We start from the raw sequence: 21,066 nt of genomic DNA on the forward strand, positions 1-21,066 counted from the left end.
AAGACCAAGATGCTTCATTGCCGTTTCTGCTTTTTAATGACGGGAGGGTTCAATGGCTGTAGCTGCCAATAAGCGTTCGGTAATGACGCTGTTTTCCGGTGCCAACGATATGTTCAGCCATCAGGTGCGCATTGTCCTGGCGGAGAAGGGTGTTAGCGTAGATATTTGCCAGGTTGACCCAAGCAACCTGCCGGATGAGCTGGCCGAGCTGAACCCGTACAACACTGTACCGACTCTGGTCGATCGTGAGCTGGCACTGTACACCTCACGCATCATAATGGAGTATCTGGACGAGCGCTTCCCGCACCCGCCCCTGATGCCTGTCTACCCGGTTGCCCGTGGTAACAGCCGTCTGATGATGCATCGCATCGAGCTGGACTGGTACTCCCTGGCCGACAAGATCATGGCGGGGACTGACGTGGATGCGGCGCGTGCCGAACTGCGTGACAACCTGCTGGCCATCGCGCCCATCTTCGGTGAAATGCCTTATTTCATGAGCGAAGAGTTCGGTCTGGTCGACTGCTACATGGCCCCGCTGCTGTGGCGTCTGCCGAGCCTCGGCATCGACTTCACCGGTCGTGGTGCCAAGGAGCTGAAGGCCTACATGGTTCGTCTGTTCGAGCGTGAATCCTTCCAGGCTTCCCTGACCGAAGCCGAGCGCGAGATCCGCGCTGGCGTATGAGCATGGAACCGACAATGACACCCAGTCGCCCGTATCTGTTGCGGGCGTTCTTTGACTGGTTGCTGGATAACGATCTGACCCCGCATCTGGTGGTCAACGTCAACATCCCTCATGTGATGGTGCCGATGCAATTTGTCCAGGATGGGCAAATCGTGTTGAACATAGCGCCGCGTGCGGTGGGACAGTTCCACATGGACAATGAAGCCATCAGCTTCAGTGCCCGTTTCGGTGGCGTCTCCCAGCAGGTCTATATCCCGATGGCGGCCGTACTGGCCATTCATGCCCGGGAGAATGGCGTGGGTACTCTGTTCCCGCCCGAGCCGGGTTACGACCTCTGGCTGGAGCAGGCCGAAGCACCTGTGGAGCCCGAGCCGGAACCACCTCGTCCGACCGGTCGTCCGACGCTGAAAGTCATCAAATAAAAACGCAGCCAGTTGGCTGCGTTTTTTTATGGCGGTGTGTTCATCGTTCAGTTCTGGGCGAACTCGAAAGCCTTGATGACGCGCTTCACGCCGCTGACGTGGCGGGCTATCTCGACGGCCTGATCCCCTTCCTGGCGAGTGACCAGGCCAATCAGGAACACCTCGCCATTCTCGGTGACTACCTTGACCTTGGCGCTGTCGAAGTTCTTGGCTCCCAGCATGTCCGCCCGGACCTTGGAGGTGATCCAGGAGTCATTGCTGCGAACCCCTATGCTGACCGGCTGGCCGAGGCGCAGCTCGTTGTAGACGTGGCGCACCCCTTCGATCCGGGCAACGACCTTGCCCGCCTCGAGTTTGTAGGCGTCAGAAGGTGTCTGACCGACCAGCAACACGCGGCCGTTGTTGCTGTAAACGCTGATCTTGCTGGCCGCGCTCAGCGGCTTGTTGTCGGCCAGCAGGTTGGCCGCTTTCAGCTCTATGGCCTGATCGTCCCACTGGGCACCCAGGGTGCGGCGATCGCCGGAAGCCTTGGCAGTACCGGCGGCACCGCCCACCACCACGGCCGCGCAGCCTTGCAGCAGCAGGGTGCCGGCCAGCAGGCCGAGCAGGAGGGTTTGTTTCTTCATGGTTTCAATCTTCCTGTTGCGGGAAAAGTGTCTGGTCGATGAGATCACACAGGCAGTGCAGGGTCAACAGGTTCACTTCCAGAATGCGGGGGCGACGGGCGGATGGCACCCGGATCTCCACATCGTTGGGGCCGAGCAGGCCGGCGATCTCGCCACCGTCACCGCCGCCGAGTACCACTATGGTCATGTCGCGGGAAAGGGCGGCTTCGGCTGCCTTGATCAGGCTGCGGCTGTTGCCCGTGGTGGTGATGACCACCAGGATGTCGCCGGGTTGACCCAGCGCCCGGATCTGCTTGGCATAGACCTCCTCGAAGCCATGGTCTGTGGCGATGGCGCTGATGGTGGCCATGTCGGGGGTCAGCGCCATGCCGGGCAGGGAGGGGCGCTCTGTCTCGTAGCAGTTGACCAGCTCGGAGATGAACAGCTGGGCCAGCGCCGCTGAAGGACCATTACCGCATGCCATCACCTTGTGGCCATTGAGCAGACAGATGGTCAGCATCTGGGCCGCAGTATGGATAGCGTCCGGCAGCGCCTCGGCGGCGGCAATCTTGGTCTGGATGCTTTCGGTGTAGTTCTCTTTGATGCGGTCAGTCATAGGGTCCTCTTAAAATGCGTTCTGGATCCAGTCTGGCTGGTCGCCCTCGAACGCAATCACATCGAATCGGCAGGCCTGGCTGGCCTCGTTGATGGCATGTTGCTTGAAATAGTGGCGCGCTGCCAGCACGATCTTGTGCTGCTTGCGCCGGGTGACCGAGCTGGCTGCTCCGCCATGGCTGGTGTTGGCGCGGTAGCGGACCTCAACAAACACCAGGGTTTCCCCCTGGCGCATGATGAGATCGATTTCGCCACCCCGACAGCGGTAGTTGCGGGTCACGGGTTGCAGGCCGCGGGCCTGCAACCAGCGCTCCGCTACCTGCTCAAAGTGCTGTCCCTTGCTCGTCGGTGACGGGAACAGGTTCTGCCACTGCTGGCTCATCCGTGCCAATAGACCCTTCATGGGAGGCTCCCTCGAGCTGGGGCATGGCACTGTCGCTGATCAGCTTGCCGTTCTGGTAGGTGGCCCAGTCCAGTACCCGCACTATGTTGCCGCTGGCGTCCACGCTCAGCTGGCCGCTCATGCCCGGTTGCTGCATGGCATTGACTTTGCGCATCTGCTGCAGGTTTTCCGCCAGGCTGACGGCATCGTAGCCGAGCGCGAACAGGCGCAGCAGGTCACCCTGGGTCTGTGGCCAGAGCAGGGCGATCTGCTCCCGTTGCTTCTCGTAGCCACCCAGCAGCAGCGGCATATCGGAGATGTGCATGCCATTGAGCTCGGAGGCGACCTCGGTGGTGGCGCTGTCGTAGCTGCGCGAGCTGCTGTAGATGGGCAGGCTGCCCATGGGATTGACCGAGATGTCCACATAGGGCTTGATCATCCGGGTCTCCAGGCTGTTGGCGACCACATAGACCACATCTATGCTGCGCGGGGCGGCGGCTGAGAGTTGCACCACTTCCCCGGCCCGGGCGGTCGAGCGGCCGCTCAGGGCATTCTTGACCATCCCCTGCACCTCGTTGCGGGCACCGAAGGTGGCCACGACCGGTTTGTCCTGGCTCACTGTGGCCCATGCCTGCTCGAACGCCTTGATGCTGCTGTAGCCAATCCGCCCCTGGGCGGCGATCAACAAGGGCTTGCGATAACCCTGACCGTAGAGATATTGCGCGGCCTGGGTCGCATCGGCGGCAGCCGAGAGGGAGAAGTAGAAGGTGTTGTCATTGACGATCGGCTTGTCCAGCTCGTTCAGTGCCAGCACGGGCACGCTCGGATTGGACTTGAGCAGATCCTCGACCCTGTCCTTGAGCAGCGGGCCTATGATCATGTTGGCCCCTTCCTGAATGGCCTGCTTGTAGAGCTCGCCCATCGCCTTGGCCTGGGTGTCATAGAAGTTGAGGGTGAATTGGCCCTGATTCTCCTTGTAAGACATCAACATGCCATTGCGGATAGCGGCGCCCTGAGGCTCCAGGTTGCCGGAGAGCGGCAGGAACACGGCGATCTGCTGCAACGTATTGATGTTGCTGGTCGCGAGGTCACCCAGACCCGCCGGCATGTCTGTCTGGGCCGGGTGGTTCGGGAAGGCCTGCTTCCAGCCTGCCAGCTGGCGGGCCAGCTGGTTCGGCTGGGCGCCGAACTCGTTCACCAGTGCCGCCAGTCGCAGCCAGCCAGTGGTCACATCGGGGGCCGGGGCCTCTTCCAGCGCCTGCAGGGTGGACGGGGTCATGCTTTTGAGCAGCGACCAGATCTGCTGATGGTTGGTCGCCAGCTCATTCTGGGCCAGATAGGGCTCCAGCAGGATCAACGACTTGGCGGCACCAAACTTGTTGTTGATGTCCAGTTGCAGCACTACCCGCTGGCGATACCAGTCCTTCTGGGTATCGGCATCCAGCGCCACCTCCGGCTTGCCCTCCAGCAGGATCAGCGCCTGATTGGCGTTGCCCTGGGCGAGCAACAGATGTGCCTGCAACAGTTGCAGCTGTGCCTTCTGCTCCGCGCTCTGGGCCTGCTTTTGCAATTGCTGGTACAGGGCCGAGGCCGGTTTGGCCTGGCCGAGCGCCAGATAGCTGCGCGCCGCCATCACCTGCCAGGTGAAGGCTTCGGCCGGTTTGGCCGGGTCCACCTGCTCCAGATACCACTGGGCATTCTTGGTCAGATTGGAGAACGCAGACGGCATGCCTGGTTGCCCGGAAGGTTGGTTGGGCTCCGACGCACAGGCGGCGAGCAGTACTGCCGCGAGTAGGATGCCGAAGAGTCGTGATACACTTAGCTGCTTTGTAACCCGGTTCAAGTTCATTCCCCGACCAGTGTTGAAGTTCTCCATAGTGTAAACGGGCCAATATGGCGACACAATTGTCGGGACACTCGGAGATCCCATGAGTGACATCCCAACCCTGTATATAGTCCCCACTCCGATCGGTAATCTGGCGGACATCACCCAGCGTGCATTGGACATTTTACGCAGTGTCGATCTGGTGGCCGCCGAGGATACGCGTCATACCGGTATCCTGCTCAGCCACTACCAAATCTCGGTGCCGACCTTCGCGCTGCACGATCACAACGAGCAGCAGAAAGCCGATGTGCTGATCGGCAGGATCAAGGAGGGCAAGAACGTCGCCCTGGTCTCCGATGCCGGCACCCCGCTCATCAGCGACCCTGGTTACCACTTGGTCACCCGCTGTCGTGAGGCTGGGGTCAAGGTGGTGCCGCTGCCCGGTCCCTGTGCCGCCATCACGGCGTTGAGCGCCGCCGGCCTGCCGACCGATCGTTTTGCCTTCGAAGGATTCCTGCCCGCGAAAACCAAGGGCCGTGACGATCGGCTGCAGGCGGTGATCGAAGACACCCGTTCGCTGGTGTTCTACGAATCCCCACGCCGGGTACAGGATACGGTAGAAGCGATCGCTCGCATCCTGGGAGAGCGTCAGGTGGTGGTATGCCGTGAGCTGACCAAGACCTTCGAGTCCATCCATGGTCTGCCTGCCTCCGAGATGCTGACCTGGCTCGGTCAGGACGATAACCGCTGCCGTGGCGAAATCGTGCTGGTGGTCGCCGGTGCCAGCAAGGTAGATGAAGAGCTGCCCGCTGAGGCGATCCGCACCTTGGGGCTGCTGGTGGCCGAATTGCCGCTGAAGAAAGCGGCAGCGCTCACCGCCGAGATCCATGGCGTCAAGAAGAATGCCCTCTACAAATACGGTCTCGAGCACTATTAATCCGGGGAAAGGCCAATTGCAGGTTTACCCGGGGCGCTGGACAAGGCTATAATCCGCGCCCGGAGTCGGCTGGGCAATCGCTGCTTCGTCGTTGTGTCCCTCGGGACAGACGGGCGGAGGGGAGGAAAGTCCGGGCTTCATAGGGCAGGGTGCCAGGTAACGCCTGGGAGGCGTGAGCCTACGACCAGTGCAACAGAGAGCAAACCGCCGATGGCCCGCAAGGGATCAGGTAAGGGTGAAAGGGTGCGGTAAGAGCGCACCGCGCGACTGGCAACAGTTCGTGGCACGGTAAACTCCACCCGAAGCAAGACCAAATAGGCCCCTATTGGCGCGGCCCGCGTTGGGGGCGGGTAGGTTGCTTGAGCCAGTGAGCGATTGCTGGCCTAGAGGAATGATTGCTACCGGGGCAACCCGGAACAGAACCCGGCTTACAGGCCGACTCCGACCTCTTCCTGAAGAGCCTTGCGATTTATCGCGAGGCTCTTTTTTATTATCTGAAAAAATATTGTCACCGTTTGAGCTGTGATATTTGCTGCCGGGTGGTTGAGCATCTACATGTCATGTTATAAATCAATTGGTTATGATTTATTCGTAGATGATGCCAGCGTTGATTGTGTGCGAGGAAACGAAAGATGACTCCAATGTGTCTTATTCGTTCAGTTTGTTTATTTTTTAATTGATTTCAATTAATCAGATTGCTGTTAACACAAATAACTTGTGGAAAATCAACTCATTTAATCAGTGCTACCCAAACACTGCGTCAATATGTTCCCCATGCCCGATATCCTCGCTTGAAAAGCCCTCAGCACGTCCTTAAACTTCAAGGTGGGGAAAAGTGGATCAAAGTGGTTTTTATCGGGCGATTTGCCCCCTTAACTCATTTTCAGGGACTGCAATTTGTTGCGTGGTGCTCACGCCATCAGCCTGGACAGCAAAGGGCGGCTGGCGATTCCGACCAAGTACCGTGATTGGCTGCGCGACGAAAGCGAGGGCCAGCTGGTCTGCACCATAGATATTGCTCATCCCTGCCTGCTGCTTTACCCCCTGAACGAATGGGAAGAGATAGAGCGCAAGCTCAAGATGCTCTCCAGCATGAACCCCGTAGAACGCCGCTTGCAGCGGCTGTTGCTCGGCCATGCGACCGAATGCGAGCTGGATGGCAATGGCCGTCTGCTGCTGAGCCAGCCACTGCGTAGCCACGCCGGGTTGGACAAGAAGATCATGCTGGTGGGCCAGCTCAACAAGTTTGAGCTGTGGGATGAAGCCCGCTGGCAACAACAGGTCAATGACGACATTCAGGGCCTGCCCGGGGACGACTGGGCAAGCTCGCCACGACTACAGGATTTTTCTTTATAAATGACCCAAGCCGCTGAACACATCACAGTGCTGTTGCACGAAGCCGTTGAAGGGCTGGCCATCAAGCCGGACGGCATCTACGTCGACGGTACTTTTGGCCGGGGTGGTCACTCTCGTCTCATTCTCCAGCACCTTGGCCCGAACGGCCGGCTGATCGCCATCGACCGGGATCCCCAGGCCATAGCCGAGGCGGCCAAGATCCAGGATCCCCGTTTTGAAATCGTGCACGGCCCCTTCTCCGGCATTACCACCTATCTGGCCGAGCGCGGTCTGCTGGGCAAGGTCGACGGCTTCCTGCTGGATCTGGGTGTTTCTTCCCCCCAGCTGGACGATGCCGAGCGCGGTTTCAGCTTTATGAAAGACGGCCCGCTCGACATGCGGATGGACCCCACCTCAGGCCAGAGCGCCGCACAGTGGCTGGCTCGTGCCGATGTGGATGACATCGCCTGGGTATTGAAGACCTTCGGCGAGGAGCGTTTCGCCAAGAAGATTGCCCGCGCCATCGTCCACGATCGGGTCACTGAGCCCTATGTGCGTACTCGCCAGCTGGCGGAGATGATTGCCCGGGTCAATCCGAGCAAGGAGAAGGGCAAGCACGCCGCCACTCGCAGCTTCCAGGCCATCCGCATCTATATCAACAGCGAGCTGGAGGAGATCGAGACAGCGCTGGACGGTGCCCTGCAGGCGCTGGCTCCCGAGGGACGGCTCTCCGTCATCAGCTTCCATTCGCTGGAAGACCGGCTGGTAAAGCACTTCATCCGCAAGCACGAGAAAGGCCCCGAGGTGCCGCGCGGCATTCCGTTGACCGAGGCCCAGCTGGCCGGTGGCCGTAAATTGAAGTCGGTCGGCAAGGCGCTCAAGCCTTCTGAGCATGAAGTCACCGAAAACAGCCGATCGCGCAGCTCTGTGCTGCGGGTCGCCCAGCGACTGGCGGAGTAAGTCATGAGCGAGGTGCGTGTTCATCTGGCCAGGGAGATCCTCGGCGATCTCTGGCGGCACAAGCTGCAGGTCGTGCTGGCCGTTGCCGTGCTGATCACCGCCTTTGCCGTGATCCTGGTCACCAACATGACCCGTGGCATGACCGCCAAGCAGAATGACCTGATGGCGGAAGAGGATCGGCTCAACATCGAATGGCGTCACCTCTTGCTGGAACAGGGGACGCTGGCCGAGCACTCCCGTGTCGCGAGTCTGGCCATGGATAAATTGCAGATGGCTCGCCCGCTGGTGACCACCGAGAAGGTAATAACACAACCATGAAACGCAAGGCATCTGCCAAGGCCCCACCCAAGGCGAAAGCACCGTCACTCTATCCGTGGCGCTTTCGCACGCTGGTGTTCTTCATCGGCATTGCGTTTGCTGGCTTGATCCTGCGGCTGGCCTGGATCCAGGTGATAGATCCGGATCGGCTGCGCCAGGAAGGGGACATGCGTTCGCTGCGCACCACAGCTACCCAGGCGGTGCGCGGCATGATCACAGACCGCAACGGCGAACAGCTTGCCGTGTCTGTGCCGGTGGAAGCCGTCTGGGCCGATCCCAAGACGGTGCACGAATCCGGCGCCATCCATAACGAGCGTGCCTGGCTGGCGCTCTCCGCCGTGCTCAAGCTCGACATCAACACCCTCAAGCATCGCATCTCCAACCCGAGCAAGCGCTTCGTCTACCTGCAGCGCCAGGTGACGCCAGCGGTGGCGGAATACATCAAGGGCCTCAAGCTGGGTGGCATCTATCTGCGCCCAGAGGCGCGCCGCTTCTATCCGACCGGCGAGATCAGCGCCCACCTGGTGGGGGTCACCAACATAGATGGCAGCGGCATCGAAGGGATAGAGCGCAGCTACAACGAGTGGTTGACCGCGACTCCGGGCGAGATGCGGGTGCGTAAAGACCGTCAGGGTCGGGTCATCGAGCGGCTTGGCCTGGTCAAGGAGGGCAAGAACGCCAACGATCTGCAACTGAGCATCGATCAGCGGGTCCAGGCACTGGCCTATCGGGCGCTCAAGCGGGCCACCGACGAGAACAAGGCGACTTCCGGCTCCATGGTGATGCTGGATGTGAAGACCGGCGAAGTGCTCGCCATGGTCAACACCCCCTCCTACAACCCGAACAACCGCGGTCAGTACCAGAGTTTCCGGGTGCGCAACCGGGTCGTGACCGATACCTATGAGCCGGGTTCGACCATCAAGCCCTTGATCCTGTTGAGTGCCCTGCAGGCGGGCGTCACCAGCTGGAAGGACACCATTCCGGGCGGACCCCTATATATCGGGGCCAAGCAGATCCGTGACGTGAGCATCCACAAGGCGACCAACCTGTACGACATACTGCGCTACTCCTCCAACATCGGCATGTCGCGCATCGCGCTGCGGATGCCGGCGCAGGAGATGATCAACACCCTCAGCATGGTCGGCTTCGGCATGGACACCGGCAGCGGCCTGATGGGCGAGAGCAGCGGCATGCTGCCCCAGCGTCGTCGCTGGTCCGATATCGAGCGGGCCACCCTCTCGTTCGGATACGGTCTGCGGGTCACTCCGCTGCAGCTGGCCTCCGCCTACGCCACTCTGGCCAACAAGGGCAAGCGGGTGCCGCTCTCCATCGTCAAGGTGACCGAGCCGCCCAAGGGTGAGCAGGTCATCGACCACAACAACGCCAGCGCCATGCTGCAGGCGCTGGAGTACGTGGTGAGCAATGCCATTCCGAAAGCGCAGATCCCCGGTTACCGGGTCGGCGGTAAGAGTGGTACCGCCAAGGTCGCCGTCGCCGGCGGCTACGGCAAGGATTACATGGCCTGGTTCGCCGGCTTCGCCCCGGCCAGCAACCCCCGTTTCGTCATGGTAGTGGTGATCAACGAGCCCAAGGGCGATGCCTACTACGGTGGTGCCGTTGCGACGCCGCCCTTTGCCGAAGCCATGGGCGGTGTGCTGCAGCTCTTCAATATTCGTCCCGATGCGGTACCGCCTGCAGTACCCGCCAAACTCGCCCGTACGGAGGCCCCCCTTGCACCGCGTACTTGACCTGGCCCTCCATCCCATCTGTTCCGGGGCGTATTTCATGCTGTTTCACGGTGTGAGCGTCTGCATTCCTGCCCGTACGGAGGCCCCCCTTGCACCGCGTACTTGACCTGGCCCTCCATCCCATCTGTTCCGGGGCGTATTTCATGCTGTTTCACGGTGTGAGCGTCTGCATTCCTGCCCATACGGAGGCTTCCCATGTTGCACCGCGCACTTGATTCATTACTGCGCCCCTTCGGCATCCGTGCCCCGGCGCTTGCCCTCACCGATATCCAGCTGGACAGCCGGCGGGTCGGGCCCGGTTGTCTCTTCGTGGCCATTCGGGGTCACCAGGTGGATGGCAGACGTTTCATGGAACAGGCGGTGGCTCAGGGAGCGACCGCCATCGTGTTTGAGGAGGACGGGGAATTCGTCGCGCCTCAGCTGGCCGTGCCCTGCATAGGTATCCCTAATCTGCCCGCCAGACTCTCCGAGCTGGCCGGTTACTTCTACCAGCAGCCTGCCAACAGGCTGGAACTGGTCGGCATCACGGGTACCAATGGCAAGAGCACCACTGCGCTGCTGGTCGCCAACTGGCGTACCCTGCTGGGTGGCAGGGCCGGGGTGATGGGCACCATAGGCAATGGCTTGTTCGGTGAGTTGGTGGAAGCCGAAAACACCACCGGCAGCGCGGTGCAGGTGCAGGCCAATCTGGCGGCTCTGCAACAGCAGGGGGCAGATCTGGTGGCGATGGAGGTTTCCAGCCACGGTCTGGTACAGCATCGTGTGGCGACCCTGCCTTTCGCGGCGGCCGTGTTCACCAACCTGAGCCGGGATCATCTGGACTACCACGGCACCATGGAAGCCTATGGCGCCGCCAAGGAAGAGCTGCTGAAACTGGTCGACGAGCCCTGCGCCGTCATCAATGCCGACGACCGGCTGGGGCGCCAGTGGCTTGCCGCCTATCCTGCCGCTGTGGCCTTCAGCGTGCACGGCCCGATTGAAAACCACCCGGGGCGACAGTTAACGGCGCAGGATCCCCACTTCCACCAACAAGGTTTTCACACACGCATTAACTCCAGCTGGGGGAATGGTGTATTATCCGCCCCCTTGCTCGGCCGCTTCAACGTCAGCAATGTGCTGGCGGCCATGGGCGCCATGCTGGTGCTCGGTTATGACTTCAACGAGTTGCTGGCAACGGCACCTCGATTGCAGCCGGTGACCGGCCGCATGGAGTGCTTCGGTGGCGGCAATGCGCCGCTCGCCGTGGTCGATTATGCCCATACCCCGGATGCGCTGGAGAAGGCATTGCAGGCCCTGCGGGTGCACTGCGAGGGCCAGCTCTGGTGTCTGGTGGGCTGTGGTGGCGACCGGGATCGCGGCAAGCGTCCCATGATGGCCGCCATGGCAGAGCAACATGCGGATCGCGTGATCCTGACCGACGACAACCCCCGTACCGAGGAGCCGGCCCAGATCATGGCCGACATGGTGGCGGGCCTTCGCGATCCTGCTGCCGTGCAGATCGAGCACGACAGGGTCAAGGCGATCACCCTGGCTCTCGGCCAGGCGAGCAAACAGGACATCATCCTGGTGGCCGGTAAGGGTCACGAGGATTATCAGATCATTGGAACCGACAAGCGGCACTACAGCGACCGGGAAACCGTCGCGGCCGCCTTGCACACATTATTGGAGTCATTCACATGATGACCCTCAGGCTTGCCGACCTGGCGCAGGTACTCGATGCCCGTCTGATTGGTGACGACGGCGAGATCTCGGCTGTTAGTACCGACACCCGCACCCTGGGCGCGGGCGCCCTGTTTGTCGCGCTGCGCGGCGAGCGTTTCGACGCCCACGATTTCTGCGCGCAGGCGGTTGCCGCCGGGGCCTCTGCCCTGCTGGTCGAACGGGAATTGCCACTGGCCATTCCCCAGCTGGTTGTCACCGACAGTCTCAAGGGGCTGGGTCGCCTCGGCAAGCTGGTGCGCGAGCGCATCAACCCGAAAGTGCTGGCCATCACCGGCAGCTGTGGCAAGACCACGGTGAAAGAGATGGCCACTGCCATCCTGCGTCATGAAGGCGAGGTGCTGGCTACCGCCGGCAACTTCAACAATGAAGTGGGCGTGCCGCTGACCCTGCTGCGGCTCGAGCCGCAACACAAGTTTGCGGTGATGGAGCTGGGTGCCAACCATCCGGGCGAGATCGCCTGGACCACCTCCCTGGCCCAGCCCGATGCCGCCCTCATCAACAACGTGGCAGCGGCTCATCTGGAGGGCTTCGGTTCTCTGGAAGGGGTCTTCCACGCCAAGAGCGAGATTTTTGAGGGGCTGGGCGAGGGCGGCACCGCCATCGTCAATGCCGACAATGAATTCTGGCCGAAGTGGCGTGAACTGGGCATCCAGTGTGCCTTCTCCCTCGCAGATCAGAACCAACCCTTCCATGCCCGCGACATAGTGCTCAACGGGCAGGGCTGCGCCGAATTCGTGATGGTGACGCCGCAGGGTGAAATAAGCCTGACCCTGGCCATTCCAGGTCGCCACAACGTGGCCAATGCCCTGGCGGCCGCCGCCGGTTGTCTGGCGCTCGGTGCCTCGCTCGCCTCCGTCAAGGCGGGGCTGGAGCAGATGGCGCCGGTCAAGGGCCGCTTCTGCGTCCAGCGCTGGGGTGGCCTCACCCTGGTGGATGACACCTACAACGCCAGCGTGGAATCCGTGCTGGCGGGCATCGATGCCCTGACCGCCATGGGCGGCTACAAGGTGCTGGTATTCGGTGACATGAAGGAGTTGGGTGAGGAGTCTGCCGAGCAACACGCCCGGGTTGGACGCCATGCCCGTGAGCGTGGTCTGGATGCCGTGCTGACAGTAGGGGAACAGAGTCGCCACACCGCAGATGCCGCGGCTGGTCGACATTTCGATAACAAGGCGTCGTTGTTTGAAGTGCTTGCGCAAATGATAAATACACATCAAGAAATTTCGATTCTGGTCAAGGGCGCCCGCGGCTCCCGCATGGAAGATATCGTCAAGATGGTCGTTGACCGTCAGGAGTCGGCCACATGCTAGTCTGGCTGGCGGAACTGCTCACCCCGCACTTCACCTTCTTCAACGTCTTCTCCTACCTGACGTTTCGCGCCATCCTGTCGATCATCACCGGCCTGGTGGTGGCACTCTGGATGGGGCCGCGCCTCATCCGCCGTCTGCAGATCATGAAGTTCGGCCAGGTGATCCGCAACGACGGTCCCGAGTCCCACCTCAGCAAGAAGGGCACCCCGACCATGGGCGGCCTGATGATCATCGCCGCCATCTTCACCTCTGTGCTGCTCTGGTGCCGCCTCGACAACCCCTATGTGTGGCTGGTGCTGTTCGTGCTCGGTGCCTACGGTGCCATCGGCTTCGCCGATGACTACCTCAAGGTGGTGCGCAAGAATACCGACGGTCTGATCGCCCGCTGGAAGTACTTCTGGCAGTCGGCGGTCGCGCTGGGCGTGGCCGTGTTCCTCTATACCACGGCCACCCACGATGGCCAGACCCAGCTGGTGGTGCCCTTCCTCAAGGATGTGATGCCGCAGCTCGGCCTGATGTTCATAGTGCTGACCTACTTCGTTATCGTCGGCACCTCCAACGCGGTCAACCTGACCGACGGTCTGGATGGGCTGGCCATCATGCCGACCGTGATGGTGGCGGGGGGCTTCGCCCTGATCGCCTGGGCGACCGGCAACGTCAACTTCGCCAACTACCTGCACATTCCCTATGTGCCCTATACCTCGGAGCTGGTGATCGTCTGTACCGCCATCGTGGGTGCGGGTCTGGGCTTCCTCTGGTTCAACACCTATCCAGCCCAGGTCTTCATGGGGGACGTAGGTTCCCTGGCCCTCGGCGGTGCGCTCGGCACCATAGCCGTGCTGGTGCGTCAGGAGTTCCTGCTGGTGATCATGGGGGGCGTCTTCGTGATGGAGACCGTCTCCGTGATCCTGCAGGTGGGCTCCTACAAGCTGCGCGGCGTGCGCATCTTCCGCATGGCCCCGATCCATCACCATTATGAGAAGAAGGGCTGGCCGGAGCCGCGCGTCATAGTGCGCTTCTGGATCATCACCCTCATGCTGGTGCTGCTCGGCCTCGCCACCCTGAAGGTGAGGTAAGCCATGGTCATCATCATAGGACTCGGCAAAACCGGACTCTCCTGCGTCGATTACTTCCTCGGCCGTGGCGTCACGCCTCTGGTGATGGATACCCGCGCCAATCCGCCGGGCAAGGATCAATTGCCCGCCGAGGTTGAACTGATCCAGGGGCTGGACGGCGATCTGCTCAAGCAGGCCCACATGATAGTGGCGAGCCCGGGTATCGCCCTGGCGACCCCCGAGCTGAAAGCCGCGGCCGAGTTCGGAGTGAGCATAGTCGGCGATATCGAGCTGTTCGTGCGCGAGACCCAGGTGCCTGTCATCGCCATCACCGGTTCCAACGGCAAGAGCACTGTCACCACGCTAGTGGGCGAGATGATTGCCGAGGCGGGCCTCAAGGTCGGGGTCGGTGGCAACATAGGTACCCCGGCGCTGGAGCTGCTCAAGCAGCCGATGGATCTCTGCGTGCTGGAGCTCTCCAGCTTCCAGCTGGAGACCACTCACAGCCTGCGCGCTGCCGCCTCCGTGGTGTTAAACCTCAGTGAAGATCACATGGATCGCTATCAGGGCATGGCCGACTACCGCGCCGCCAAGATGGAGATCCATCAGCATTCCCAGCACATCCTGATCAACCGCGACGATGCCCAGACCCTGCCCGATGTGGGTCAGGTGTGGCAGAGCTTCGGCCTAGACTGCAACGGCTATGGCCGCTGCCTGCTGGAGGGCCGCCACTGGCTGACCCTGCATGGGGAGCCACTGCTCGCCGTGGACGAAATGAAGATTGTCGGTGCCCACAATCAGGCCAACGCGCTGGCGGCCATGGCCCTGTGCGATGCGGTGGGCATTCCCCGCGAGCCGCAACTCGCCGTGCTGCGCCGCTTCGAAGGCCTGCCCCACCGCGCCCGCTTCGTGCGGGAGGTGAACGGGGTGCGCTGGATCAACGACTCCAAGGCTACCAACGTGGGGGCGACCCTGGCCGCCGTGGCCGGCGTGCGCGAATCTGTGAAGGGCCGTCTGCTGTTGCTGGCCGGTGGCCAGGGCAAGGGCCAGGACTTTGGCCCTGTGCAGGCGCTGCTCGGCAGCCAGATCGATCACATGTACTGCTTCGGTCAGGATGCCGAGGTGCTGCTGGCACTGGGCGAGCAGACCGAGCGGGTCGCCTCCCTCGAGGCTGCGGTTGCCAAGGCCGCCGCCGATGCCAGACCCGGTGACTGGGTGCTGCTGGCGCCGGCCTGCGCCAGCCTGGATCAATTCAAATCTTTCGAAGCGCGCGGTGATCGTTTCACCGAGCTGGTGCAGACCTTATGAACGCCCTTGGCGCCGTCGCAGGTGTGCTGCAACGCTGGTTGTTACCGGCGCGTCCGGCGGGTCTCTACGATCGGCAACTGGTGGTGCTGGCACTGGCCTTGATGGCTGTGGGTCTGGTGATAGTGGCCTCGGCCTCGATCCCGGAGGGGATCGCCATCAACAACGATCCCTTCATGTTTGTGAAGCGCCACGGCCTCTTCCTGGTGATGGCGCTCGGCATCTCCTGGTTCGTGCTGCAGGTGCCCATGGCCCGCTGGCAGCACTACAACGGCCCCATGCTGGTGCTCGCCATCATAATGCTGGTGCTGGTGCTGCTGGTGGGCCGCAGCGTCAACGGTTCCATCCGCTGGCTGCCGCTCGGCCCCTTCAACCTGCAGCCGGCCGAGTTCGGCAAGCTGGCGCTGTTCGTCTATCTGGCGGGCTACCTGGTGCGCCGTCAGAGCGAGGTACGCGAGCGCTTCATCGGCTTCATGAAGCCGATGGCCGTGCTGTTCGTGGTGGCCATACTGCTGCTGGCCCAGCCCGATCTGGGATCCGTGGTGGTGATGTTTGTGACCTCGCTGGGCATGCTGTTCCTGGCGGGGGCGCGGCTGGTGCAGTTCATCGGCCTCATCCTGGTGGGGGTGAGCGCGGTAGTGACCCTGATCATCGCCGAGCCTTACCGGATGCGGCGGGTGACCTCCTTCCTCGACCCCTGGGCCGATCCGTTCGGCAGCGGCTACCAGCTGACCCAGTCGCTGATGGCGTTCGGTCGTGGCAGCTGGTTTGGCGAGGGGCTTGGCAACTCGATCCAGAAGATGGAGTACCTGCCGGAGGCGCACACCGACTTCGTGTTTGCGATCCTGGGGGAAGAGCTGGGCTACGTGGGTGTGCTGGGCGCGCTCTTCCTCATCTTCGCGCTGGCGTTCAAGGCACTCAAGCTGGGGCACCAGGCGCTGGTGGCCGAGCGTTTGTATGAAGGCTATCTGGCCATCGGCATCGGCATCTGGTTCAGCTTCCAGACCTTCGTCAACGTCGGTGCCGCCAGCGGCATGATGCCGACCAAGGGTCTGACCCTGCCGCTGGTCAGCTACGGTGGTTCCAGTCTCATCATCATGATGGTGGCGGTGAGCATGTTGATTCGTATCGATTTCGAGTTGCGCCAGGCCAGTGCCCAGGCGCGCGTGCGGGAGGTTTCGTGAGCAAGACTCTGTTGGTGATGGCGGGCGGTACCGGGGGCCATGTGTTCCCCGGCCTGGCCGTGGCCGATCGCCTCAAGGCCCAGGGCTGGACCATTCACTGGCTCGGCACCGCCGACCGGATGGAGGCCGAGCTGGTGCCTGCCCACGGTTATCCCATCTCCTTCATCGACATTCAGGGGGTGCGCGGCAACGGCATCAAGCGTCTGCTGGCCGCCCCTTATCGCATCGTCAAATCCGTGCTGCAGGCGCGCCGTGTGCTCAAGACCATACGGCCCGACGTGGTGCTCGGCATGGGGGGCTTTGCCTCCGGCCCGGGCGGCGTGGCGGCCTGGCTGTCCGGCATTCCCTTGCTGTTGCACGAGCAGAATGCGGCGGCCGGCCTGACCAACAAGCTGCTGGCGCGCCTCGCCAAGCGGGTGCTGATGGCGTTCCCGGGGGCGTTTGCACCCAGTCGTCGCACCGCCGTGGTGGGCAATCCGGTACGTCCCGAAGTGGTAGCCCTGCCGGATCCGCAACTGCGCAGCAGCGCAGAGCCGCTGCACCTGCTGATCGTCGGTGGCAGCCTGGGGGCCCGGGTGCTCAACGAGCAGGTTCCGCCAGCCGTTGCCGCTGCCGGTGTCCCCATTGCGGTGCGTCATCAGTGCGGCAAGGGTAACCGTGAGGCCGTCGCGCAGGCGTATGCCGGGCAGGGCGTCGAGGCCGAGGTGAGCGAGTTTATCAAGGAGATGGCCGATGCCTACGCCTGGGCCGATCTGGTGGTGTGCCGCGCGGGGGCCCTGACTGTCTCCGAAGTGGCTGCCGCCGGGGTCGCCGCCATTTTTGTGCCACTGCCCCATGCGGTGGATGATCACCAGACCCGCAATGCCCTGACCCTGGTCGACGGCGGCGGTGCTGAATTCCTGCCCCAATCCGAGCTGACCACGGCCTCGCTGGCCGCACGCCTCAGCTGGCTTGCCGGCCGCAGGGAAACCCTATTGAACATGGCCCAAGCTGCCCGTCGCGTCGCTATTACCGATGCCGCCGAGCGGGTTGCCGATGAGTGTAAACGACTCGCCGCTGGGCAGACTGAGAGAGAACTATGACCAAGGTTGAACTGGCAAAACTGCGTACCGTGATCCCCGAAATGCGTCGCGTGCGTCGCATCCACTTTATCGGCATAGGTGGCGCCGGTATGGGCGGGATCGCCGAGGTGCTTGCCAACGAAGGGTATCAGGTAACCGGCTCGGATCTGGCCCGCAATGCGGTGACCGAGCGGCTGGCGTCGCTGGGGGCCCATATCTTCGTGGGCCACAGCGCCGAGCATGTGAGCGAGGCGAGCGTGGTGGTGGTCTCTACCGCCATCAAGCAGGACAACCCCGAGCTGCTGGCCGCCCGCGAGCTGCGTATCCCCGTGGTGCGCCGCGCCGAGATGCTGGCCGAGCTGATGCGTTTCCGTCACGGCATCGCCATCGCCGGCACCCACGGCAAGACCACCACCACCAGCCTGGTGGCGAGCATCTATGCCGAAGCCGATCGTGATCCGACCTTCGTCATCGGCGGCCTGCTCAACAGCGCCGGCACCAATGCCCGTCTGGGCAGCAGCCGTTATCTGATCGCCGAAGCGGACGAGAGCGACGCCTCCTTCCTGCATCTGCAGCCGATGGTTTCCATCGTGACCAACATCGAAGCGGATCACATGGACACCTATGGCGGTGACTTCTCCCGCCTGAAGGCCACCTTCATCGACTTTTTGCACAACCTGCCCTTCTACGGTCTGGCCGTGGTGTGTGTGGATGATCCCGTGATCCGCGGCCTACTGCCGGAGATCGCCCGTCCGACCATCACCTATGGTCTCTGCGATGATGCCGACGTACAGGTGCTGGACTTCGTGCAGACCAGCAACCGCAGCCGTTTCCGGGTCCGTCGCGCGGGCGCCGGTGAGCTGGAAGTGACCCTGAACCTGCCGGGCATCCACAATGCGCTCAATGCCGCCGCAGCGATTGCGGTCGCTACCGAAGACGGGATCGGCGATGATGCCATCATCCGTGCGCTGGCCAAGTTTGAAGGCGTGGGTCGCCGCTTCCAGCAATATGGCGAATTCGAGACCGGCCGTGGCAAGGCCATGTTGGTGGACGACTACGGTCACCACCCGAGCGAAGTCAAGGTGACCATCAACGCCGCTCGTGCCGGCTGGCCCGAGAAGCGCCTGGTCATGGTATTCCAGCCGCACCGCTACACCCGTACCCGCGATCTCTATGAAGATTTTGCGGACGTGCTCTCCAAGGTGGATGTGCTGGTGATGCTGGAGGTCTATGCCGCCGGTGAAGAGCCCATCCCGGGGGCCGATGGCCGCGCCCTGTGCCGCTCCATCCGCTCCCGTGGCAACCTGGAACCCATCTTTGTCGCTACCCCGGACGATGTACCCGCCGTGCTGGCAGGACTGGTCGGCGAGGGGGATCTGGTGCTGACCCAGGGCGCGGGCAACGTAGGCGCACTGGCACGCCGTCTCGGCGAGATGAAATTGAGCATAGAGAGCATGAAATCCGGCGCCTGAGGGCCCAATGAGTATTTTGACCGCCAAGCCGGGGCCTATATAATGGCGGACCGGTCTGCAAAGGGCCGGCATGGCGCGTTAAACGGGGAAAGATCGGGTGGAGGCAAGGGCACAAGGGCGCACCAAGGGTGGCTTCATTGCAGGGGTGGGATTTTTCATCCTGGTCATGTGGGGCTTCTACCAGACAGCGCTGGATGTTAAAGGTTGGCTGACGGACGCCAATCGGTTGCCCATGAGCGAGCTGTTGCTGCAGGGGCAACACCAGTATTTGCAGACCGACGAGTTGCGTAACGCCGTGCTGGATGGTGCCGAGCTGCGTAACTTCTTCGAGCTGGATGTAAACGAATTGCAGGCGCGATTGAACGCCTTGCCTTGGGTGGCCCAGGTCTCTGTACGCAAGAAGTGGCCCAACAAGATCAAGGTCTATCTCACCGAGCAGGCGGTAGCGGCACGCTGGAATGGCAACCGCTTCGTCAACACCAAGGGTGAGGTGTTCAGTGCGCCGGACAGGGTGAAGAGCCCCCTGATGCAGCTATCCGGGCCTGAAGATCAGGCCGTCAAGGTACTGGAAGCCAGCCGTCAGTACGAGGCGCAGCTGGCGGCCAAGGGATACAAGCTGCTGGGAGTGAATCTGACTCCCCGCCATGCCTGGGAACTGACCCTGGATGGCAACATTCAGCTGTTTTTGGGGCGCTCGGATATAGCGCTTCGACTGCAGCGGTTTATCGATGCTTTTCCGATCATCGAACCCCGTGAGCAGGTTGCTTATGTGGATCTTCGATACGACACCGGAATGGCAGTTGGCTGGAAGAAGAACGAAGAGAAAGTGAATGACCAAAACCGCAGATAGAAATCTGATTGTCGGACTGGATATCGGCACAACCAAGGTGGCGGTTCTGGTTGGCGAAGTGCTGCCAGACGGTGAGCTCAATGTCATCGGCATGGGCAGTCACGCCTCTCGTGGCATGGATAAGGGCGGGGTCAACGATCTCGATTCCGTGGTCAAGTCCCTGCGTCGTGCGGTGGAAGAGGCCGAGATGATGGCCGACTGCCAGATCAGCTCCGTGTATCTGGGTCTGTCCGGCAAGCACATCGATTGTCGCAACGAAACCGGCATGGTGCCCATCTCCGATGAGGAGGTGACCCAGGAGGACGTGGACAACGTCATCCACACCGCCAAATCGGTGCGCTTGTCCGATGAGCTGAGGGTGCTGCATGTGCTGCCCCAGGAGTTCGCCATCGACTATCAGGAAGGGATCAAGAACCCGGTCGGCCTGTCCGGGGTCCGGATGGCCGCCAAGGTGCACCTGATCACCTGCCACAACGACATGGCCCGCAACATTGAGAAATGTGTGGAGAAAGTCGGTCTGCGGGTGGATCAGCTGATCTTCTCCGCGCTGGCTTCCAGCTATGCCGTGCTGACCGAAGACGAGAAAGAGCTGGGTGTCTGCGTGGTGGACATAGGTGGCGGTACCATGGACATGTCGCTGTTTACCGGCGGTGCCCTGCGCCACACCAAGGTGATCCCGTACGCCGGCAGCACTGTGACCAGCGACATCGCCTACGCCTTCGGCACACCGCCGCTGGACGCAGAAGCGATCAAGGTGCGCTACGGCTGCGCCCTCGGCCGTCTGGTCAGCAAGGAAGACAATATTGAAGTACCCAGTGTCGGCGGTCGTCCGGCGCGTAGCCTGCAACGGCAGACACTGGCCGAAGTGATTGAGCCCCGTTACACCGAGTTGCTCTCCATGGTGAATGATGAGCTGGTGCGGGTACAAAGCGAATTGAAAGCGCAGGGGGTCAAGCATCAGCTGGCTGCCGGTGTGGTCTTGACCGGCGGCGCTGCCCAGATCGAAGGCATTGTGGAGTGCGCAGAGCAGATATTCCAGAGCCAGGTCCGGGTAGGAGAGCCCATGAACATACGTGGTTTGAGTGATTACGTGCAGGCGCCTGTGTACTCGACTGCGGTCGGGTTGCTGCAGTATGGCCGCACCCATCAAGCCACTGGTAGCAACAAAGAATATGCCGCCAAGGCAAGCGTCGGTGGCCTGGTCAAACGGGTTAGCAACTGGCTGCGTGGCGAGTTCTAAGAATTTTGCTGAGTCAGGCAAATAAAGCGGAGAGACAA

20 protein-coding genes and 1 other RNA gene are annotated in these 21,066 nt (G+C 61.9%); 17 read left to right on the top strand and 4 right to left on the bottom strand.

Annotated elements, in window-relative coordinates:
* The first annotated feature begins 52 nt into the window (after positions 1–52).
* Both sspA and CK910_RS07210 read left to right on the top strand, forming a co-directional pair.
* Positions 53–682, top strand: a complete 630-nt coding sequence (gene sspA, locus CK910_RS07205) for a stringent starvation protein SspA (protein WP_011707594.1) — start codon at positions 53–55, stop codon at positions 680–682.
* A complete protein-coding gene (locus CK910_RS07210) occupies positions 679–1,104 on the top strand; it encodes a ClpXP protease specificity-enhancing factor (RefSeq protein WP_172955261.1) in 426 nt (141 codons plus the stop codon). Before sspA ends, CK910_RS07210 begins: the two co-directional genes overlap by 4 nt.
* A gap of 47 nt (positions 1,105–1,151) precedes the next feature.
* Here the strand turns inward: CK910_RS07210 and dolP are convergent, their stop codons facing one another.
* Genes dolP through CK910_RS07230 form a run of 4 tightly spaced genes read right to left on the bottom strand, consistent with a single transcriptional unit; the run spans position 1,152 to position 4,435 of the window.
* Positions 1,152–1,730 carry a division/outer membrane stress-associated lipid-binding lipoprotein gene (gene dolP / locus CK910_RS07215; RefSeq protein WP_042867884.1) on the bottom strand — a complete coding sequence of 193 codons (579 nt, stop codon included), beginning with the start codon at positions 1,728–1,730 and terminating at the stop codon, positions 1,152–1,154.
* Between the two features lie 4 nt (positions 1,731–1,734).
* Positions 1,735–2,325: a D-sedoheptulose-7-phosphate isomerase gene (locus CK910_RS07220; RefSeq protein WP_005305871.1), complete on the bottom strand. Its 591-nt coding sequence runs from the start codon at positions 2,323–2,325 to the stop codon at positions 1,735–1,737.
* Positions 2,326–2,334: 9 nt separating this feature from the next.
* Complete coding sequence (locus tag CK910_RS07225; RefSeq protein WP_098981849.1) at positions 2,335–2,727, bottom strand: YraN family protein; 393 nt, start codon at positions 2,725–2,727, stop codon at positions 2,335–2,337.
* Positions 2,648–4,435: a penicillin-binding protein activator gene (locus tag CK910_RS07230; RefSeq protein ID WP_253852835.1), complete on the bottom strand. Its 1,788-nt coding sequence runs from the start codon at positions 4,433–4,435 to the stop codon at positions 2,648–2,650. The genes CK910_RS07225 and CK910_RS07230 overlap by 80 nt, the downstream gene beginning before the upstream one ends.
* A gap of 199 nt (positions 4,436–4,634) precedes the next feature.
* Here CK910_RS07230 and rsmI point away from each other — a divergent pair, with 199 nt between their 5' ends.
* The 15 genes from rsmI to ftsA all read left to right on the top strand — a co-directional run bounded on the left by rsmI (position 4,635) and on the right by ftsA (position 21,028).
* A complete protein-coding gene (gene rsmI / locus CK910_RS07235) occupies positions 4,635–5,468 on the top strand; it encodes a 16S rRNA (cytidine(1402)-2'-O)-methyltransferase (RefSeq protein ID WP_043139964.1) in 834 nt (277 codons plus the stop codon).
* Positions 5,469–5,529: 61 nt separating this feature from the next.
* Positions 5,530–5,915: RNase P RNA component class A (rnpB, locus tag CK910_RS07240), an RNA gene on the top strand.
* Between the two features lie 450 nt (positions 5,916–6,365).
* Complete coding sequence (gene mraZ / locus CK910_RS07245) at positions 6,366–6,824, top strand: division/cell wall cluster transcriptional repressor MraZ (RefSeq protein WP_098981854.1); 459 nt, start codon at positions 6,366–6,368, stop codon at positions 6,822–6,824.
* Positions 6,825–7,763 (top strand): 16S rRNA (cytosine(1402)-N(4))-methyltransferase RsmH, encoded by a 939-nt coding sequence (gene rsmH / locus CK910_RS07250; protein ID WP_043554330.1) that lies wholly within the window; start codon positions 6,825–6,827, stop codon positions 7,761–7,763. It begins immediately after the preceding gene.
* Positions 7,764–7,766: 3 nt separating this feature from the next.
* Complete coding sequence (gene ftsL / locus CK910_RS07255) at positions 7,767–8,081, top strand: cell division protein FtsL (RefSeq protein WP_043139958.1); 315 nt, start codon at positions 7,767–7,769, stop codon at positions 8,079–8,081.
* On the top strand, positions 8,078–9,829 hold the full coding sequence (locus CK910_RS07260) for a penicillin-binding transpeptidase domain-containing protein (protein WP_043139955.1): 1,752 nt from the start codon (positions 8,078–8,080) through the stop codon (positions 9,827–9,829). The genes ftsL and CK910_RS07260 overlap by 4 nt, the downstream gene beginning before the upstream one ends.
* Before the next feature lie 195 nt (positions 9,830–10,024).
* Positions 10,025–11,509 carry a UDP-N-acetylmuramoyl-L-alanyl-D-glutamate--2,6-diaminopimelate ligase gene (gene murE, locus CK910_RS07265; RefSeq protein WP_098981857.1) on the top strand — a complete coding sequence of 495 codons (1,485 nt, stop codon included), beginning with the start codon at positions 10,025–10,027 and terminating at the stop codon, positions 11,507–11,509.
* Positions 11,506–12,861, top strand: a complete 1,356-nt coding sequence (locus tag CK910_RS07270) for a UDP-N-acetylmuramoyl-tripeptide--D-alanyl-D-alanine ligase (RefSeq protein WP_098981859.1) — start codon at positions 11,506–11,508, stop codon at positions 12,859–12,861. Before murE ends, CK910_RS07270 begins: the two co-directional genes overlap by 4 nt.
* Positions 12,855–13,937, top strand: coding sequence for a phospho-N-acetylmuramoyl-pentapeptide-transferase (gene mraY / locus CK910_RS07275; protein ID WP_042867986.1), 1,083 nt, complete (start codon positions 12,855–12,857; stop codon positions 13,935–13,937). Before CK910_RS07270 ends, mraY begins: the two co-directional genes overlap by 7 nt.
* A 3-nt stretch (positions 13,938–13,940) precedes the next feature.
* Complete coding sequence (murD, locus tag CK910_RS07280) at positions 13,941–15,224, top strand: UDP-N-acetylmuramoyl-L-alanine--D-glutamate ligase (protein WP_098981862.1); 1,284 nt, start codon at positions 13,941–13,943, stop codon at positions 15,222–15,224.
* Positions 15,221–16,405 carry a cell division protein FtsW gene (gene ftsW / locus CK910_RS07285; protein ID WP_098981864.1) on the top strand — a complete coding sequence of 395 codons (1,185 nt, stop codon included), beginning with the start codon at positions 15,221–15,223 and terminating at the stop codon, positions 16,403–16,405. Before murD ends, ftsW begins: the two co-directional genes overlap by 4 nt.
* Positions 16,402–17,487: an undecaprenyldiphospho-muramoylpentapeptide beta-N-acetylglucosaminyltransferase gene (murG, locus tag CK910_RS07290; protein ID WP_098981866.1), complete on the top strand. Its 1,086-nt coding sequence runs from the start codon at positions 16,402–16,404 to the stop codon at positions 17,485–17,487. Before ftsW ends, murG begins: the two co-directional genes overlap by 4 nt.
* Complete coding sequence (murC, locus tag CK910_RS07295; protein ID WP_098981868.1) at positions 17,484–18,938, top strand: UDP-N-acetylmuramate--L-alanine ligase; 1,455 nt, start codon at positions 17,484–17,486, stop codon at positions 18,936–18,938. Before murG ends, murC begins: the two co-directional genes overlap by 4 nt.
* 97 nt (positions 18,939–19,035) lie before the next feature.
* The gene (locus tag CK910_RS07300; RefSeq protein WP_172955262.1) at positions 19,036–19,788 is read left to right on the top strand and encodes a cell division protein FtsQ/DivIB; all 753 of its coding nucleotides are present in this window, start codon (positions 19,036–19,038) and stop codon (positions 19,786–19,788) included.
* Positions 19,769–21,028, top strand: a complete 1,260-nt coding sequence (gene ftsA / locus CK910_RS07305; protein WP_042867998.1) for a cell division protein FtsA — start codon at positions 19,769–19,771, stop codon at positions 21,026–21,028. The genes CK910_RS07300 and ftsA overlap by 20 nt, the downstream gene beginning before the upstream one ends.
* Positions 21,029–21,066: the final 38 nt, after the last annotated feature.

Origin of the sequence: Aeromonas sp. CA23 (assembly GCF_002587065.1) — a bacterium.
GTDB classification, from domain to species: Bacteria; Pseudomonadota; Gammaproteobacteria; order Enterobacterales; family Aeromonadaceae; genus Aeromonas; species Aeromonas bestiarum.

Coding starts and splice junctions, on each gene's coding strand:
- sspA (WP_011707594.1), top strand. CDS start 53: ATGGCTGTAGCTGCCAATAAGCGTTCGGTAATGACGCTGTTTTCCGGT.
- CK910_RS07210 (WP_172955261.1), top strand. CDS start 679: ATGAGCATGGAACCGACAATGACACCCAGTCGCCCGTATCTGTTGCGG.
- dolP (WP_042867884.1), bottom strand. CDS start 1,730: ATGAAGAAACAAACCCTCCTGCTCGGCCTGCTGGCCGGCACCCTGCTG.
- CK910_RS07220 (WP_005305871.1), bottom strand. CDS start 2,325: ATGACTGACCGCATCAAAGAGAACTACACCGAAAGCATCCAGACCAAG.
- CK910_RS07225 (WP_098981849.1), bottom strand. CDS start 2,727: ATGAAGGGTCTATTGGCACGGATGAGCCAGCAGTGGCAGAACCTGTTC.
- CK910_RS07230 (WP_253852835.1), bottom strand. CDS start 4,435: ATGCCGTCTGCGTTCTCCAATCTGACCAAGAATGCCCAGTGGTATCTG.
- rsmI (WP_043139964.1), top strand. CDS start 4,635: ATGAGTGACATCCCAACCCTGTATATAGTCCCCACTCCGATCGGTAAT.
- rsmH (WP_043554330.1), top strand. CDS start 6,825: ATGACCCAAGCCGCTGAACACATCACAGTGCTGTTGCACGAAGCCGTT.
- ftsL (WP_043139958.1), top strand. CDS start 7,767: ATGAGCGAGGTGCGTGTTCATCTGGCCAGGGAGATCCTCGGCGATCTC.
- CK910_RS07260 (WP_043139955.1), top strand. CDS start 8,078: ATGAAACGCAAGGCATCTGCCAAGGCCCCACCCAAGGCGAAAGCACCG.
- murE (WP_098981857.1), top strand. CDS start 10,025: ATGTTGCACCGCGCACTTGATTCATTACTGCGCCCCTTCGGCATCCGT.
- CK910_RS07270 (WP_098981859.1), top strand. CDS start 11,506: ATGATGACCCTCAGGCTTGCCGACCTGGCGCAGGTACTCGATGCCCGT.
- mraY (WP_042867986.1), top strand. CDS start 12,855: ATGCTAGTCTGGCTGGCGGAACTGCTCACCCCGCACTTCACCTTCTTC.
- murD (WP_098981862.1), top strand. CDS start 13,941: ATGGTCATCATCATAGGACTCGGCAAAACCGGACTCTCCTGCGTCGAT.
- ftsW (WP_098981864.1), top strand. CDS start 15,221: ATGAACGCCCTTGGCGCCGTCGCAGGTGTGCTGCAACGCTGGTTGTTA.
- murC (WP_098981868.1), top strand. CDS start 17,484: ATGACCAAGGTTGAACTGGCAAAACTGCGTACCGTGATCCCCGAAATG.
- ftsA (WP_042867998.1), top strand. CDS start 19,769: ATGACCAAAACCGCAGATAGAAATCTGATTGTCGGACTGGATATCGGC.